19 protein-coding genes are annotated in these 14,301 nt (G+C 66.0%); 9 read left to right on the plus strand and 10 right to left on the minus strand.

Annotated features, from left to right (window positions below; translation table 11 throughout):
• Positions 1–6 precede the first annotated feature (6 nt).
• A complete protein-coding gene (locus MYCSM_RS30165; RefSeq protein ID WP_015309978.1) occupies positions 7–1,056 on the plus strand; it encodes a cupin domain-containing protein in 1,050 nt (349 codons plus the stop codon).
• Between the two features lie 154 nt (positions 1,057–1,210).
• Here the strand turns inward: MYCSM_RS30165 and MYCSM_RS30170 are convergent, their stop codons facing one another.
• Genes MYCSM_RS30170 through MYCSM_RS30180 form a run of 3 tightly spaced genes read right to left on the minus strand, consistent with a single transcriptional unit; the run spans position 1,211 to position 3,134 of the window.
• Positions 1,211–1,768 carry a Dps family protein gene (locus MYCSM_RS30170; protein ID WP_015309979.1) on the minus strand — a complete coding sequence of 186 codons (558 nt, stop codon included), beginning with the start codon at positions 1,766–1,768 and terminating at the stop codon, positions 1,211–1,213.
• A 39-nt stretch (positions 1,769–1,807) separates the two neighbouring features.
• Entirely contained in the window at positions 1,808–2,713 is a 906-nt protein-coding gene (locus tag MYCSM_RS30175) for a DNA-3-methyladenine glycosylase family protein (RefSeq protein ID WP_015309980.1), read from the minus strand.
• A gap of 34 nt (positions 2,714–2,747) precedes the next feature.
• Positions 2,748–3,134, minus strand: a complete 387-nt coding sequence (locus MYCSM_RS30180) for a DUF427 domain-containing protein (RefSeq protein ID WP_015309981.1) — start codon at positions 3,132–3,134, stop codon at positions 2,748–2,750.
• 93 nt (positions 3,135–3,227) lie between these two features.
• Between MYCSM_RS30180 and MYCSM_RS30185 the strand changes: the two genes are divergently transcribed.
• On the plus strand, positions 3,228–3,698 hold the full coding sequence (locus MYCSM_RS30185; RefSeq protein ID WP_015309982.1) for an SRPBCC family protein: 471 nt from the start codon (positions 3,228–3,230) through the stop codon (positions 3,696–3,698).
• Here the strand turns inward: MYCSM_RS30185 and MYCSM_RS30190 are convergent.
• Positions 3,695–5,077 (minus strand): NAD(P)/FAD-dependent oxidoreductase, encoded by a 1,383-nt coding sequence (locus MYCSM_RS30190; protein ID WP_015309983.1) that lies wholly within the window; start codon positions 5,075–5,077, stop codon positions 3,695–3,697. The genes MYCSM_RS30185 and MYCSM_RS30190 overlap by 4 nt on opposite strands.
• An 80-nt stretch (positions 5,078–5,157) precedes the next feature.
• On the opposite strand from MYCSM_RS30190, the gene MYCSM_RS30195 reads away from it, so the two are divergent.
• Together MYCSM_RS30195 and MYCSM_RS30200 are read left to right on the plus strand one after the other, a co-directional pair.
• The gene (locus MYCSM_RS30195; RefSeq protein WP_015309984.1) at positions 5,158–5,634 is read left to right on the plus strand and encodes a DUF4262 domain-containing protein; all 477 of its coding nucleotides are present in this window, start codon (positions 5,158–5,160) and stop codon (positions 5,632–5,634) included.
• A 21-nt stretch (positions 5,635–5,655) separates the two neighbouring features.
• Positions 5,656–6,138 carry a DUF4262 domain-containing protein gene (locus MYCSM_RS30200; protein WP_015309985.1) on the plus strand — a complete coding sequence of 161 codons (483 nt, stop codon included), beginning with the start codon at positions 5,656–5,658 and terminating at the stop codon, positions 6,136–6,138.
• A gap of 35 nt (positions 6,139–6,173) precedes the next feature.
• Here the strand turns inward: MYCSM_RS30200 and MYCSM_RS30205 are convergent, their stop codons facing one another.
• The 3 genes from MYCSM_RS30205 to MYCSM_RS30215 all read right to left on the minus strand — a co-directional run bounded on the left by MYCSM_RS30205 (position 6,174) and on the right by MYCSM_RS30215 (position 8,601).
• Positions 6,174–6,992, minus strand: coding sequence for a class I SAM-dependent methyltransferase (locus tag MYCSM_RS30205; protein WP_015309986.1), 819 nt, complete (start codon positions 6,990–6,992; stop codon positions 6,174–6,176).
• A gap of 65 nt (positions 6,993–7,057) precedes the next feature.
• The gene (locus tag MYCSM_RS30210; RefSeq protein ID WP_041312864.1) at positions 7,058–8,098 is read right to left on the minus strand and encodes an NAD-dependent epimerase/dehydratase family protein; all 1,041 of its coding nucleotides are present in this window, start codon (positions 8,096–8,098) and stop codon (positions 7,058–7,060) included.
• Positions 8,095–8,601, minus strand: coding sequence for a nuclear transport factor 2 family protein (locus tag MYCSM_RS30215; protein WP_015309988.1), 507 nt, complete (start codon positions 8,599–8,601; stop codon positions 8,095–8,097). Before MYCSM_RS30215 ends, MYCSM_RS30210 begins: the two co-directional genes overlap by 4 nt.
• Positions 8,602–8,662: 61 nt before the next feature.
• Here MYCSM_RS30215 and MYCSM_RS30220 point away from each other — a divergent pair, with 61 nt between their 5' ends.
• Complete coding sequence (locus MYCSM_RS30220; protein ID WP_015309989.1) at positions 8,663–9,508, plus strand: alpha/beta fold hydrolase; 846 nt, start codon at positions 8,663–8,665, stop codon at positions 9,506–9,508.
• Here MYCSM_RS30220 and MYCSM_RS30225 read toward each other — a convergent pair.
• A complete protein-coding gene (locus tag MYCSM_RS30225; RefSeq protein ID WP_015309990.1) occupies positions 9,495–9,893 on the minus strand; it encodes a hypothetical protein in 399 nt (132 codons plus the stop codon). The two genes, MYCSM_RS30220 and MYCSM_RS30225, sit on opposite strands and share 14 nt — an antisense overlap.
• A gap of 61 nt (positions 9,894–9,954) precedes the next feature.
• Between MYCSM_RS30225 and msrB the strand changes: the two genes are divergently transcribed.
• Both msrB and msrA read left to right on the plus strand, forming a co-directional pair.
• A complete protein-coding gene (gene msrB / locus MYCSM_RS30230; protein ID WP_015309991.1) occupies positions 9,955–10,413 on the plus strand; it encodes a peptide-methionine (R)-S-oxide reductase MsrB in 459 nt (152 codons plus the stop codon).
• Positions 10,414–10,415: 2 nt separating this feature from the next.
• Positions 10,416–10,955 (plus strand): peptide-methionine (S)-S-oxide reductase MsrA, encoded by a 540-nt coding sequence (msrA, locus tag MYCSM_RS30235; protein WP_198345133.1) that lies wholly within the window; start codon positions 10,416–10,418, stop codon positions 10,953–10,955.
• On the opposite strand, the gene MYCSM_RS30240 is transcribed toward msrA, so the two are convergent.
• Positions 10,952–12,301: a cytochrome P450 gene (locus tag MYCSM_RS30240; RefSeq protein ID WP_015309993.1), complete on the minus strand. Its 1,350-nt coding sequence runs from the start codon at positions 12,299–12,301 to the stop codon at positions 10,952–10,954. The two genes, msrA and MYCSM_RS30240, sit on opposite strands and share 4 nt — an antisense overlap.
• A 105-nt stretch (positions 12,302–12,406) precedes the next feature.
• Between MYCSM_RS30240 and MYCSM_RS30245 the strand changes: the two genes are divergently transcribed.
• Entirely contained in the window at positions 12,407–13,033 is a 627-nt protein-coding gene (locus tag MYCSM_RS30245; RefSeq protein WP_015309994.1) for a TetR/AcrR family transcriptional regulator, read from the plus strand.
• On the opposite strand, the gene MYCSM_RS30250 is transcribed toward MYCSM_RS30245, so the two are convergent.
• Complete coding sequence (locus tag MYCSM_RS30250) at positions 13,030–13,599, minus strand: TetR/AcrR family transcriptional regulator (RefSeq protein WP_015309995.1); 570 nt, start codon at positions 13,597–13,599, stop codon at positions 13,030–13,032. The genes MYCSM_RS30245 and MYCSM_RS30250 overlap by 4 nt on opposite strands.
• A 54-nt stretch (positions 13,600–13,653) precedes the next feature.
• Here MYCSM_RS30250 and MYCSM_RS30255 point away from each other — a divergent pair, with 54 nt between their 5' ends.
• Positions 13,654–14,301 carry a class I SAM-dependent methyltransferase gene (locus MYCSM_RS30255; protein ID WP_015309996.1) on the plus strand — a complete coding sequence of 216 codons (648 nt, stop codon included), beginning with the start codon at positions 13,654–13,656 and terminating at the stop codon, positions 14,299–14,301.

Consider the following 14,301-nt stretch of genomic DNA (forward strand, 5'->3'; position numbering starts at 1 on the left):
TCGACCATGCCAACTACACACGCCACCTCACTGATCGACGGCGAGATCGTCGAGGAGAACGACCTCGGCTCGATCAGGCGGGTCACCGCCGACACGCTGCCGATCCTGTCGGGCATCTCCATCAAGCGGATCGTCATCAACCCCGACGCAATGAGAACCCCGCACTGGCACGCCAACTGCAACGAGCTCACCTACTGCGTGTCCGGCACGTCGTTCGTCTCGGTGCTGGACACCTACAGCAGGTTTTCCAGCTTCACGGTCAGGGCAGGCGAGATGTTCCACATCGACTCCGGATCGCTTCACCACATCGAGAACATCGGCGAGGAACCCGCGGAGTTCATCCTTGCCTTCCGCAGCGAGCGCCCCGAAGACTTCGGTCTGGCAGCGGCTTTCGGCGCGATGACCGACGCCGTGCTCGGCAACACCTACGATCTGCCTTCCGCCGACTTCGCCAAGGTGCGACGCGATACTACCGACCGCAAGCTGGCCAGGCGCGCAGGCGATCCGGTGGTTCCACCGACGGCAGCGTTCGACGATCCGCACAAATTCGCGGTCGAGGCGCAGAGCCCACCGATCGGCATCGCCGTCGGCTCCGCGCGGCTGGCACGTCTGCAGTTCTGGCCGGCGCTGAAGGACCTGTCGATGTACTCGCTGCGCATCCGCGAGGACGGCATGCGTGAACCCCACTGGCATCCGATCACCGCCGAGATGGGCTACGTGCATGCGGGTTCGGCACGGATGACGGTGATGAATCCCGATGGCACGCTTGATACTTGGCGCCTGAAGGAGGGCGACGTGTACTTCATTCCGCGCGCCTACCCGCATCACATCGAGGTCGTCGACGCCCCTGACATGCACTTCGCGATCTTCTTCGACCAGCCCACCCCGGGCGACATCGGCTACCGCGCGTCGGCAAGTGCGTATTCCCGTGAGGTGCTTGCCGCAACGTTCAACATGCACATCGATGACTTGCCGAACTTCCCGTTCACCAAATCCGACCCGCTCATCGTCACCCGCAACAACCCCGTGGACGAATATGCCGTGGGGGAACGCTAGATCACGCTGCTGTCGCAAAAGTTTCCATCGCAACACAATTCAGGCGCAACACAATCCGCAGCCACCCTGTTCGTGCAGCCCTCACCGCACAGGCATCACGTCCAACGGAGGAGTCACGCGTGCGCGACGATGCGCTCGAGTGAGGCAGCACCCGCTACTTGACAGGTGCCTTCTTCTTGGCCTTGGTTGCGGCGGCCCGTTCGGTCCGCGCGCCCTGGTTGGCCAATTGACCGCCGGCGTTCTCCAAATGCGCACGCACGAACCACTGGAACTTCTCCAGCTCAGCGGCGTGACCGATGATCATGTCCTGCGATACCAGGTCAAGATCCTCGAGCGCGTCGATGCATTTGCGGGTGTCCTCTATCACGCCGGTGTAGACAAGATCCAGCGCGGCCAGGTGCGCCTGCACAGTGTCTCGCTCGACGGAGTAGTCGTCCCAGGTGCGGTCCTTGATGATCGCGCCGGGTGTGCCCTGCGGCGACTTACCAAGCGCCGCAATGCGTTCAGCGGCTTCGTCGGCGTATCCGCGGACTAGTTCGACCTGCGGATCGATCATTTCGTGTACGCCGATGAAGTTCGGGCCGACGACGTTCCAGTGCACGTGCTTGAGCGTCAGGTGCAGATCGTTGTACGTGCTGAGCTGCTTCTGCAGCAGGTCGGCGATCTTATTGCCGTCTTTCTCGGACATGCCGGGGATGGTGAACTCAGTCATGCGGGACGGGTACCCGGACCAACGCGACGGTAATCGTGACTAGAGCGCGCGCAGCTTCGGTATCGCCTGGCGGGCCGCCCGCCGGGGGGCATGTGCACGTCCGGTGACCTCGAGCAGTCGCACGGCACGGTGGCGATGCGGCCGCAGCGGCTCGAGCAACTCCTCCATCGCGGGGTCGTCGATCGCTTGGCCGAGAAGCCGCCAGCCGACCATGGCGGCGAGGTGGTAGTCACCGACGCTCAGCGCGTCGGCGTCGCCGAATGCCCGTTGAGCGGTCTCGGCGGCCGTCCATATGCCAACGCCGGGCAGCGACATCAGCGCCGTGCGGGCGTCCTGCGGTGCCCGGCCGGTCAGCCGCTCCAGCGAATCCGCCCGCTGCGCACAACCGACGATGGTGCGGGCCCGACCGGGGTCGACGTTGGCGCGATGGAACTCCCAGGACGGGATGCGCCGCCACACGTCACCAGGCGGCGGTACCCGCATGTGGGCAGGAGCGGGACCCGGTGCAGGCGAGCCGAACTTGGTCACCAATGCGCGCCATGCGCGGCGTGCGTCCATGCCGTACACCCGTTGCTCGAGGATGGCGGGGATCAACGCCTCGAGTACCCGTCCCGTGCGGCCCAGCCGCAGGTGCGGCACCGACCGGTGCGCGGCAGCGATGGTCGGCTCCGTTGGCGTGAAGCCCGACGCATCGTCGTGGGCACCCAACAACGCGGGCAGCGATTCAACGAATTCCGTTGCGCCCGTACCCCATGCCTCACAGTCGACGACGTTTGTCGCCGACTTGGTGATTCGCGCGGTGACGGGTCCGCTGCGCATCAGGCTGGTCCGCCAGATCGCACCGTCGGCGTCGTCGTGGTAGCACGGGTCACCGCGGCCGCGGCGCAACGGCGCCAGGGTCAGCGCTGGGCTGGCCGGTCCGTCGAAGCTGACCGCACTATCCACCTCGTCAGGTTATGCGGAGTCCAGCGCCGAGGCGCTACGCCCCTGCCGGCCCGACGGAGATGTCGGCCTTGTCCGGATAGAACGCGACGTGGCCAGCGATCTGCGCCACCGCCGGATACGGCTGCTGGTAGGTCCAGATCACGTCGTCGACGGTCGTTCCGGCTTCGGTGACGACGTGGTAGTAACTGGCGTCGCCCTTGTACGGGCAGTAGGTCTCGGTGTCGCTGGGCTTCAGCCTCGCGGCAACGACGTCGCTGGGCGGGATGTATTGCACCGCGGGATAGGTCGACTCCTGCAACGTCAGCGCGTCGTCGGTCTCGGCGATCACTTCGCCGTTGATGCGCACGGTCACGTGCTTGCCCGTCGGTTCGACGGTGATCGGATGAGCCGCGGTGGGCTCGAGTACGGGTCGATTGGACATCACCATTCTCCTGACGCCGGTCCTAATCCAAGCTATCCAGCGCAACATGTGCAGACCCGCCATTTCTTCCGACCTGCCACCTACGATCGCCCCATGACTGATCCGGGCGCCGCATGCGCGCAGGCCGAGGTGAGCATCAATGCCGACCCCGAGCGGGTGTACCACCTGATCACCGACCTCTCGACGCTTGCCGCATGCGCCGAGGAGGCCGCAGCGATGAAATGGCTGAAGGGCGACTCCGCGCGGCCTGGCGCGGTGTTCAAGGGAACGAACCGCAACGGAATGCGGCAGTGGAGCACCAAGTGCACCGTCACCGACGCCGAACCCGGTCGAGCGTTCGCCTTTGACGTCGGCTATTTCGGGATCCCCGTCGCGCACTGGCGCTACGACATAGCTGCCGAAGGCGACGGCTGCCGACTGACCGAACGGATGTGGGACCGCCGACCCGGCTGGTTCGTGAAGCCCGGCGGCCTGGCCACCGGGGTGATGGACCGCTCTTCGGCCAACGCCGAGCACATCAAGTTGACGCTGCAACGCCTGAAGGAAAAGGCCGAAGCGGGCTAGTGGGGTCTGCCGGCGATCTTGTCGGCGACGACCGCGATCGGTGACGTCGTCCGTCGGCCGCGCGACTCGTGCCAGTCTGCGGCCTTGTAGGCGAGGTACATGCCGCGCACCCCGATCCAGCGCAGCGGTTCGGGTTCCCAGCTCCGTGACCGGTGGCCGACCCACGGCAGCTCGGTGAGCGCGCTGCGCTGGTCGAGCACCAGGTCCGCCAGTGTGCGACCGGCGAGGTACGTGGCCGTGACGCCGTGGCCGACGTAGCCGCCCGCCCAGCCGAGACCCGTTGCCTTGTCGAGAACGACACTGGCCTCCCAGTCGCGCGGCACGGCCAGCACGCCGCACCAGCCGTGCGCGATCGGGATGTCGCGAACCTGCGGCAGGATCGAGCGCAGGGTCGCCGTCAGATGCCTGATGGTGCGCTCCGGCACCGCGCCGTCGACGTCGGTGCGTGACGCGTATCGGTACGGCACGCTGCGTCCGCCGATCGCGATCCTGTTGTCGACGGTGCGCTGGGCGTAGAAGAACCCGTGCGCGGTGTCTCCGACGGTTTCGCGGCCCTCCCAGCCGATCGATGCCCAGGCGCTCTCCGGAATCGGCTCGGTGGCGATCATCGAGCTGTTCATCGGAAGCCAGCGGCGCCGCAGGCCCTTCATGCGTGCGGTGAAGCCCTCCGTGGCGCGCAGCACGATCGGCGCGCTGACGGTGCCAAGTGGGGAGACCGCGCGACCCGGTTCGATCGAGGTGACGGGCGAGTCCTCGTAGATGTCGACACCGCGCCGCTCGACGGTGTCGGCCAACCCGCGCGCCAGCTGTGCGGGCTGGATCCGGGCACAGTGCGGCGTGTGATAGGCCGAAACCACGCCGTCGAACTGAATCCGTTCGGCCGCTTCGGCTTTCGTCAACGGGGCGATGCCGTCGACCTTCCAGCTGAGTTCCTCGTCGAGCTCGGCGGCCAGGCGCGACGCCTGTGCAGCGTTGCGGGCGATGTGCATCGTGCCGCCCTTCACGATGCCCGCGTCGATGCCCTCGGCGGTCGTGACGTCGATGACCCCATCGATGGCCTCGTTGAGCGCCTGCTGCCACGCAAGCACACGGTCGCGGCCGTATAGCTGGGCCATCCGGTTGCGGTCGCCAGGCACCAGCCCGGAGAGCCAGCCGCCGTTTCGTCCCGACGCGCCGAAGCCGGCGAAGCGGGCCTCGAGGATGACGATGCGCAGCGTCGGGTCGGCTCGCTTCAGGTAGTAGGCCGTCCACAGGCCGGTGTACCCGGCGCCGACGATGCACACGTCGGCGTCGCGATGACCGGGCAACGGCGGCCGCAATGACGGGTACTCGGTGAACCAGTTCGAAACGCGACCGTTGACGGGACCTGGCGTGGACACCGTCCGATTCTGGCAGGGCCGGTGACTTGTCGGACCGCGGGTGCAGGCTGTGCTCCAACGACGACGCAGAGAGGCGCGGCATGTGCTGGCAGTGTGATCACCCCGATCTCACGATCGAGGACTACTTCGACGAGGTGCGCGAGACGATTCGCAAGTGCGGCTGGATGGTGCAGTACGTCGAAAGCGACCGGACCCCCTTGGCGTACACGATCGGACTCCATGACTGGGGACTGCCCGAATTGTTGATGACGGCGGTATCCCCGCAGCGCGCCACCCGATTGCTGAACACAGTGGCCCGTGATGCGGTGGCCGGCGAGGAGTTAACCCCTGGCCGTCAGTTCAAGGTGCCGTCGGGTCCACAAATCGAGATCGTCGAGATGGGTCACCCTGACGCTCACTTGAAGTTCGCAGTTGCGTTCGGTGGACCCGAGATTCGGGCGCTGCAGTTGGTGTGGGCCGATGGCCGCGGCCGCTGGCCGTGGACTGCCACGTTCTGCGATGGTCGACGGCGCCAACCGGTGCTGGGTTGTCGGACTCCAAGCGCAAGCTGGCCGTAATCACGACGGGAAGGTGCGGTCATGTGCTGGCAATGCGACAACCCCAACGGCGCCACCGAGGAATACCTCGACGAACTCCGCGCGATCATCCAGCTGCACGGTTGGGTGGTGCAAGCCGTGGAGGACGATCGGCTCCCGTTTGCTTACACAATCGGGCTGCACGTTCGCGGGCTGCCGGAACTGTTGGTGACCGGACTGCCGCAGGAGAGCGCGGCTCGTCTGCTCAACGATGTCGCGGGGGCCGCGGTGGGCGGGCGCGTGTTCGGGCTGGGCGCGCACATTGCTGTGGGCGATGGCCCGCTGCTCGAGATCGTCGAGGTGGACCATCCCGATGCACATTTGAATTTTGCTGTGGCACTGGGTGGTCCGGATATCCGCGCGTTGCAGCTGGTCTGGTCCGACGACCGCGGCCGCTGGCCGTGGGCTGCGGGCTGGGGCCCCGGCCAGCTTCGCCAGCCCGTGCTGGGGATACGCGCTCAGAAGGCTGCCCGTCGGACGCCGTAATTGTCAGACCCGGGGCGCAAGCTGGCCACACGCGCTCAGAAGGCGTACCGGTGGTATTGGGCCATAAAGCGAAGGGCAGGAACGCGTTTCATGGTCTTGAGGGTCCACCGGTAGTACCAGGGCACGTGCGCAAACGCATCTGATTCCAGGGCAGACACCCATGACAGCAACCGCACCCCGGGCACCGCCTCGGTGATGTCGTCGGGTCCGTCGATGCCCCAGCGCAGCGTCGCTCCTGACCGCCGCACCACCGTGTTGGTCCACTGCGATTTGATGCCAAGACGGTTGAACGCGTCGAACTGCAATTCGCCGGACGGGGCGTGGTCTACGACGCGGCGCAGCAGCGCGACGCCGTCCTCTTCGGTGAGGTACATGGTCAGGCCCTCGCCGATCATCAGAGTTGGCCGCTCGCGCGGAATCTCGGCAAACCAACTCGGGTCCGTGACCGATGCGGCGACGACGTGGTAGTGGTCGTGGCTCGGGTAGAGCTGCTGACGCAGGTGCGCGACATCGGGATAGTCGATGTCGTACCACTCGACACCGGGTCCCGGGGCCAACCGAAAGAAGCGGGCGTCAAGGCCGCAGCCAAGGTGCAGCACAACGGCTTCGGGGTGCACCGCGAGGAACTGGCGCGCCCAGTGGTCGAAGTGCGCGCTGCGCGTGGTCACCGCGGGCGAGTTCGTCGCCGTGATCGACGTCTTCTTCCAGTCGTAGTCGATGCGGTCGACGATCTCCTTCGCGAACCGGTCACCCAGGATCGGGTGGTCAAGGTCGGCGTCCAAAGCCTTGGCGTAGAAGGTCGCCAGCATCGTCTGCGGCGCACCGGACAGGTCGACGTGCAGTTTCTCCGTCATGTCACCCGAGGCTAGTAGCGCGCCGACGACGAAGGCCAGCGACTAAACGCCGCTCGGCGCGCCGTTCAACTGGTGGTTTTGCTCTTGCGCTTGGCGTCGCGCAGACCGACCCAGAATCGGGCGGCTTCGCGGATCGATTCCTCGACCGGCCTTGGCTGCCAACCCAATTCGCGAACCGCCTTGCCGTGGTCGACCGGCGCTTCTGCGCGCATCAGACGCAGCGAGCCCACCGACAGCTGCTCGTCGGTGCCACGTAACTTCGCCCTGATGCTGCCCGCAGCCGCCAACGCGTAGGACACCGGTAACGGAATCGACTTGGTAGGCGCCGGAACCCCGGCCGCTTCCGCGGCGATACGCACCACCTCTGCGTTGCTGATCATCTTCTCCGAGACCAGATAACGCTCCCCGACGCGGCCATGCTCGGCGGCGAGAATCATTGCGCGCGCGGCATCCTCGACCCCTACCGCCTCCAGTTCGATGCCGCTCATCACGAACGGCAGCTTGCCGAACGCCGCGCCCGCGATGATCGCGCCGTGGGGGGTTCTGCCCCAGTCGCCGCTGCCATATGTGGTCGACACGCCCATCGCAACGGCGGGCAGATCGTGCTCCTCGGCGTAGGTCAGCACGATGTTCTCGGCCTGGACCCTGGACCGGACATACGGCGTCACACCCCGCAGATCGATGGTGTCCTCTTCCGTCGCGACGTGGCCGCGGCGGCGGCCGACCGTCACGTAGCTGCTCGTGAACACGAACTTGCGCAGGCCCACATGTTTGGCGACCTCCAGCACATTGCGGGTGCCCTCGACGTTCGTGCGGAACAGCGGCGCGGGATCACGCAGCCAGCCGCGGGTGTCGACCACGCAGTAGTACACGTCGTCGACACCGGTCATCGCTTCACGCAAGGTGTCGTTGTCCCAGATGTCGCCGTGGTAGCGCGTGACGGCCAGGTCATCGATGCCGATCGTCATCGCATTCGGCCGGACCATGACTCGAATGTCATGCCCGGCTCTGCCCGATGTCGCCGCCGCAGCGGCTCCGGCGACAAGCTGCCTTGTGACATGGGAGCCGAGGAACCCGTTGGCGCCGATGACCAGTTTCGCGCTCACTTCGCGTCTCCGAATTGCCGCATCCACGCTGCCGCCTCGTCGGGCAACGTGCCCAGTTCCTGAGCCTTGCGGCACCACTTCCGCGTCGCGGCGACAAACCGCAGCGGGTTGTAGATGTCCTCCTGGCGGCACCATAGACCGTCACCGGCGTAGGTGATGATCGAGATGTTGGTGGCGCTGATGATCGTGCCGTCGCCGGGGTCGCGCATCGGATTGTCGAGCTCGCAGATGATCCGCGCCGTCGACTCGTCGATCACCGACCACAGCGACGGAAACGACGTCATGTAGCTGCCGGGGAAGCTCTCCATGGTCGACCAGATCCAGGGCCGCACCTCGTTGCGGCCGTGCATGGTCCCCGCCGCGTGCTCGACGTACGTGACGTCGGGTGTGTACTGGTCAACCCATGGATCCCAGTCGCGCGTCTGCGCTGCCCGATCGACGGTCGCCTCGAACTTCTCGAACGCCGCGGCCAGCTCCTCGCGGGTGAACGTCTTGCTCGTCACCCGAAGAACTAGAACACGTTCTACCTGTATTTGTCGAGCACCCGGTCGTATCGTCAGGTGAGTGAAGGCCCTGCTCGGGTTCATCTTCGCGCTGGTCGTCCTCGCGGGTTGCGCCGCGGAACCGCGCGCCGCTTTCTCGGGACCCGTCGACATCGGCGGCGGCCGCCAGCTGTTCCTCAGCTGTCAGGGCACCGGCTCGCCGACGGTGTTCATCATCCCAGGCAAGGGCAGTTACGCCGATGTCTGGAGCGCTGCGGCACCCGCGATCGCGACGACCACCAGGGTGTGCGCCTACGACAGGCCCAACACCCGGCAGGACGGGTCCTATCGATCGACCCCCGTGCCCCAACCTCACTCCGTTCAGCAGGACGTCCTCGACGTCGTGAAATTGATTGCGGCGGCCCGACTTTCGACTCCAATGGTGGTTGTCGCCCACTCCTACGGCGGACTCATCGCCGATCTGCTGGCGCGGACCCACCACAGTTTGGTCTGTGGCCTGGTCTTCGTCGACCCGACGTCGGAGTATCTGCCGGGGCTGGGCCGAGCAGATCAGGACGCCGAGTTCGACCAGTCTGCGCGAACGCCGACACCCGCACCCGATGGCGAGGGATTCCTCGCCGACGACGCGTTCGCCGCGATCAAGGCGGCGCCGCCGCTGGCCATACCGAGGGTGCCCGCCGTCGTGCTGAGTTCCGACGTCTTCCCGCCGCGCGCGGCCATCGGCCCTGAGGAGTTCACCAAGTTCCAGGTGCACCGCGCGAACACGCTGCTGGCCGACACGCTATGGGCGGACAACGTGATCGTCGGCGGCAGCGGGCACAACATGATGATCTATCAGCCCGACGCGGTCGCCTCGAAGACCATCGCGGTCGTCGACTCGGCGCGCTCTGGCGCTAAGCGGCGCTGAGCACCTGCCGGTCGCCGAGCGGGCTCTTGAGGGGGACGACGAGCGTGCCGGTCACCGCGAGCATGATGCACATCCGACCCGCCACTGCCGGAAGCGAGCCGCCGGTCAACGTGACGGTCACCGCGTCTGCAGTCTCCTGTGTGGTGGCGTGCACGCCGTTGCATGCAGGGGTCCCGCTGGTGAAATGCACCGCCACGGCCTGGTCGTTGCCGACGCGACTCCATGACTCGACGGGCACCGGACGAGCGTCGACGATCGACGAGTTGTCGGTGAAGACGATGCCAGCGGCGTCAGATACCTCAGGTGGTGCGGTCGTGGCCGACGCGGCGGGCGCACCCGATCCGGCGAGGACGAGGGCGGTAAGGACCACCGCGGCTGAGCGCATCTATTAACGGTAGCGACAAACATGGGATTAACCGCCCGCGCCGCGCGGTTATAAAGGCACTATGTCGCAGCAATACAACAACAATCCGGCCGCGGTTGACGCGCTCTCGCCGGAGCAGTACTACGTGACGCAGAAGAACGGCACCGAACGGCCCTTCACCGGCGAGTACTGGGACAACCACAAGCCGGGCATCTACGTCGACGTCGTGTCGGGTGAGCCGCTGTTCGCGTCGGTCGACAAATTCGACAGTGGCACCGGCTGGCCGAGTTTCACCAAACCGCTCGACACAGGCAACGTGATAGAGAAACGTGACGTCTCGCACCTGATGATCCGCACCGAGGTCCGCTCCGCACACGGGAACAGCCATCTCGGCCACGTGTTCAACGACGGGCCGCGCGACGACGGCGGGCTGCGGTACTGCATCAACTCGGCGGCGCTGCGGTTCATCCACCTCGACGACCTCGAGGCGGAAGGATATGGGCAATACAAGTCTTTGTTCACAAAAGAGGAGACAGCGTGACCATTAGCGAGAAGCCGGAGGCGAATCGCGCATCCAACTCCGTCAAGAAGGCAATCCTCGCCGGCGGCTGCTTCTGGGGTATGCAGGACTTGATCCGCAAGCAGCCCGGCGTAGTGGACACTCGCGTCGGCTACACCGGCGGACAGAACGCGCACGCCACCTACCGCAACCACCCCGGCCACGCCGAGGCGATCGAGATCGTCTACGACCCGTCCCAGACCGATTTCCGCAACCTGCTCGAGTTCTTCTTCCAGATCCACGATCCGACCACGAAGGATCGGCAGGGCAACGACGTCGGCACCAGCTACCGGTCGGCGATCTTCTACGTCGACGATGAGCAGAAGCGCATCGCGTTGGACACCATCGCCGATGTCGACGCGTCAGGGCTGTGGCCGGGCAAGGTGGTCACTGAGGTGACGCCGGCGGCCGACTTCTGGGAAGCCGAGCCCGAGCACCAGGACTACCTAAAGCGCTACCCCAGCGGGTACACGTGCCACTTCCCGCGGCCCGGCTGGAAGCTGCCGAAGCGCGCAGAAGTCTAGGCGGACGCTGCCGATTTGCGGCGGCGCACCGTGATTCGGCCGCCGTCCTTCGGTGTGAACGCGATGCCCCGAAAGTGAGCCTTCTCCTCTGGGGCGTCGTCGGTGTCAATCACGAAGTGGCGCATGACCGTTCGTAATACGACGTCCATCTCGACGTTGGCGAACGCGGCACCGATGCAACGCCGGGTGCCGCCACCGAACGGGATCCATGCCGTCGGCGCCCTGGTGCCGACAAATCGGTCCGGGTCGAAACGTTCGGGATTCGGGAAGATCTCGGGGTTGGACTGCACGTTCGAGATCGCGATCATCACGGTGTAGCCGTGTGGAATCCGGAAGTCGCCGAGATCGAAATGCGGGGCTTGGACATGCCTGCCGGCGAAGTCAATCACGGTCCGGTTCCGTTGCAGCTCTTGGATTGTGGCCTGGCGGTACTCGTTACCGTCCTCGTCGTTCTCCGCGACCAGCTTGGCCAGTACGTGGGGGTGGCGGCGCAGCCGCTCGAACGCCCACCCCAGCGTCGACGCGGTGGTCTCATGTCCCGCACCCAGCAGCGTCAGCAGTTCGTCGGATACGTCCTGGCTCGACATCGGAGTGCCATCCTCGTATGTGCTGCGCAACAGTAGCGCCAGGATGTCGGTGCGGTCTTCGAGATGCGGGTCGGCCTGGGCCTTCTCGATCAAGGCGAACACGATGCGGTCGAAGTTGCGGCGGAACTCGGCGAGCTTGCCCCACGGGCTGTGCCGCCCGGTGTTGAACGGAGGCTCGGGCAGGGTGGCCATCCGCGACCCCAGCTCGGCCCACGGGGGGATGATCTCGCGCAGGTAGTCGAGTTCTGCGCCATCAGCGCCAAACACGGTGCGCAGGATGACATTCAGCGTGATCCGATTCATCGGCTCGAGCGTGCGGAACTCGACGCCTTCGGGCCACGACGCAGTTTCGCGCAGCGTTTCCTCTTCGATGATCTTTTCGTAGTTCTTTATGCTCTGGCCGTGAAACGGCGGGGCGAGCAGCTTGCGACGGGCCCGGTGTTCCTTGCCGTCCAACGCGAAGACCGAGCCCGGCCCGAAGATCCGGCTGAGGTTCGGTTGGACGTTGATCAGGTCGTCGGTGCTCGCGAGGAAAACCTGCCGCGCCAGCGCGGGGTCGGAGACGACCACGCTACGGCCGAAGAACGGAACATTGATAGCGAACACGGAGCCGTGCCGCTTACCCGCATATCGCAGGAACCGACGGCGGAACCCAGCCATCAGAACCATCTGGACCGGCTTGGGCAGCCGCACCGCCGGGGGCATCCTGCCCGGAGTTGTCGGGGGCTTCGCTTCGACGGTCACTGCGGTGTCGGTCATCGTGAATCACTCCCAGCTGTTTCCCTGGTACTTCGGTGTACCGTGGGTGTGTGTAGTACGGTACCGCTTGGTACCAGACACGCGCAAGGGTTGCGGGGAGGCGAAATGACGACAGCGCTCAACGGAGCTGGCTCCGACGGGCCGGCCGTCCCAGCTGCGTCCGTCGACGACGCCTTCCGCGACCGGTTGATCGAGGGCCTGGCCGCCTCGATCGGTGAGCGGGGATACCGCGACTCCACCGTTGCCAACATCGTTCGGCATGCACGGACGTCCAAGCGCACGTTCTACGAGCAGTTCGCCAGCAAGGAAGAGTGCCTGATCGAACTGCTTCGCAGGAACAACGAGGATCTGATCGCCAATATCCAGGCAGCCGTCGACCCCGAGGCCGACTGGCAGCTCCAGATCCGCCAGGCAGCGGTGGCCTACGTCGACCACATCGGGTCGCGGCCGGCGATCACGCTGAGCTGGATCCGCGAGGCGCCCGCGCTCGGCCTGGTGGCGCGGCCGCTGAATCGGCTCGCGATGGAGGCGCTCACCGACATGTTGGTCGACCTCACCGACAGCCCAGGTTTTCGGCGAGCGGACCTTGCCCCGATCTCGCGTCCGCTCGCGCTGATCCTGCTGGGCGGGCTGCGGGAGCTGACGGCACTGTTCGTGGAGGACGACCGCGACGTGCAGGGAATCGTCGAGCACGCGGTCGCGGCCGCAACCGCGATTCTGGGCCCGCGTTAACGCAGCATCAACCGCGCGGACTTCTCCAACCGCTGCGCGATATCCGCATACGACGCGTAGCCCATTCCCGCGCGCACCAGTGCGCCGGAATACAGCATCTCCAGCAAGTCGATGATCTCCGGATCGATGTCGGAGCCAAGCGCGGAAGCCAACCGGTCGCGGATGTCGCGGCCGATGCGCAGCCGCAGCACCTCGACGTCTGGGTCCTTGCCCAGCAGGGCATTGGTTACGGCACAAGCGAATTCGGGCTCATCGGCGACCAGCAGCGAGATGTGACGTAGCACGTCGACCACCCGGGTAGCCGCGTCGACCGAGTCGTGCGCCGCGGGCGGCGATGCCGCCAGCCGACGCCAGAACACCTCGGCGACGAGGTGCTCCTTCGACGAGAAATACGTGTAGGCGGTCGCGGCTCCGACGCCGGCTTCCGCGGCTACCCGCCGCACCGTCAGGCCGGCGAATCCCTCCCGACTCAAGAGGTCAACGGCGGCGCGGCCAAGGCGGTCGACGGTGTCGGCCTGCTTGGCGGTCAGGCGGCGCCGAGTCGACTCCAGGACCGGATCGGACACGTGTCCGGACGCTACTACAAGTGCCTTCTACCAGCAACGGTAAGTTGGATCCCGATGAGCAACGCAGACGAACTCTTTGCCCTCGCTGAGCAGGTCACCGGCTTCATGCCCGCTGACGAAGGACGCACGCTATTCGACACCGCCGTCCGGTATCTAGGCGACGGCGTCGGCGTCGAGATCGGCACGTACTGCGGCAAATCCACCGTGCTCCTTGGCGCCGCCGCACAGCAGACGGACGGGGTGCTCTATACCATCGACCATCACCATGGTTCCGAGGAACATCAGCCGGGGTGGGAGTACCACGACGCATCGATGGTGGACTCCGTCACCGGGCTGTTCGACACACTGCCGGCGCTGCGGCACACGCTCGATGCCGCGGGGCTGGACGCCCACGTGGTGGCGATCGTCGGCAAGTCCCCGGTCGTCGCCCGCGGCTGGCGAATGCCGTTGCGGCTGCTGTTCATTGACGGCGGCCACACCGAAGAAGCCGCACAGCGCGACTTCGAGGGCTGGGCGCGATGGGTCGACATCGGCGGTGCGCTGATCATCCACGACGTGTTCCCCGACCCGAACGATGGCGGCCAGGCGCCGTTTCACATCTACCAGCGGGCACTGGCCACCGGCGACTTCCGCGAGGTGTTGGCGACAGGTTCGATGCGCGTGTTGGAGCGGACGTCAGGTACGCCAGGCCAGGAGTTGTAG

This window comes from Mycobacterium sp. JS623, from assembly GCF_000328565.1.
Taxonomy (GTDB): domain Bacteria; phylum Actinomycetota; class Actinomycetes; order Mycobacteriales; family Mycobacteriaceae; genus Mycobacterium.

Coding starts and splice junctions, on each gene's coding strand:
- MYCSM_RS30165 (WP_015309978.1), top strand. CDS start 7: ATGCCAACTACACACGCCACCTCACTGATCGACGGCGAGATCGTCGAG.
- MYCSM_RS30170 (WP_015309979.1), bottom strand. CDS start 1,768: ATGACTGAGTTCACCATCCCCGGCATGTCCGAGAAAGACGGCAATAAG.
- MYCSM_RS30180 (WP_015309981.1), bottom strand. CDS start 3,134: ATGTCCAATCGACCCGTACTCGAGCCCACCGCGGCTCATCCGATCACC.
- MYCSM_RS30185 (WP_015309982.1), top strand. CDS start 3,228: ATGACTGATCCGGGCGCCGCATGCGCGCAGGCCGAGGTGAGCATCAAT.
- MYCSM_RS30195 (WP_015309984.1), top strand. CDS start 5,158: ATGTGCTGGCAGTGTGATCACCCCGATCTCACGATCGAGGACTACTTC.
- MYCSM_RS30200 (WP_015309985.1), top strand. CDS start 5,656: ATGTGCTGGCAATGCGACAACCCCAACGGCGCCACCGAGGAATACCTC.
- MYCSM_RS30205 (WP_015309986.1), bottom strand. CDS start 6,992: ATGACGGAGAAACTGCACGTCGACCTGTCCGGTGCGCCGCAGACGATG.
- MYCSM_RS30225 (WP_015309990.1), bottom strand. CDS start 9,893: ATGCGCTCAGCCGCGGTGGTCCTTACCGCCCTCGTCCTCGCCGGATCG.
- msrB (WP_015309991.1), top strand. CDS start 9,955: ATGTCGCAGCAATACAACAACAATCCGGCCGCGGTTGACGCGCTCTCG.
- MYCSM_RS30240 (WP_015309993.1), bottom strand. CDS start 12,301: ATGACCGACACCGCAGTGACCGTCGAAGCGAAGCCCCCGACAACTCCG.
- MYCSM_RS30245 (WP_015309994.1), top strand. CDS start 12,407: ATGACGACAGCGCTCAACGGAGCTGGCTCCGACGGGCCGGCCGTCCCA.
- MYCSM_RS30255 (WP_015309996.1), top strand. CDS start 13,654: ATGAGCAACGCAGACGAACTCTTTGCCCTCGCTGAGCAGGTCACCGGC.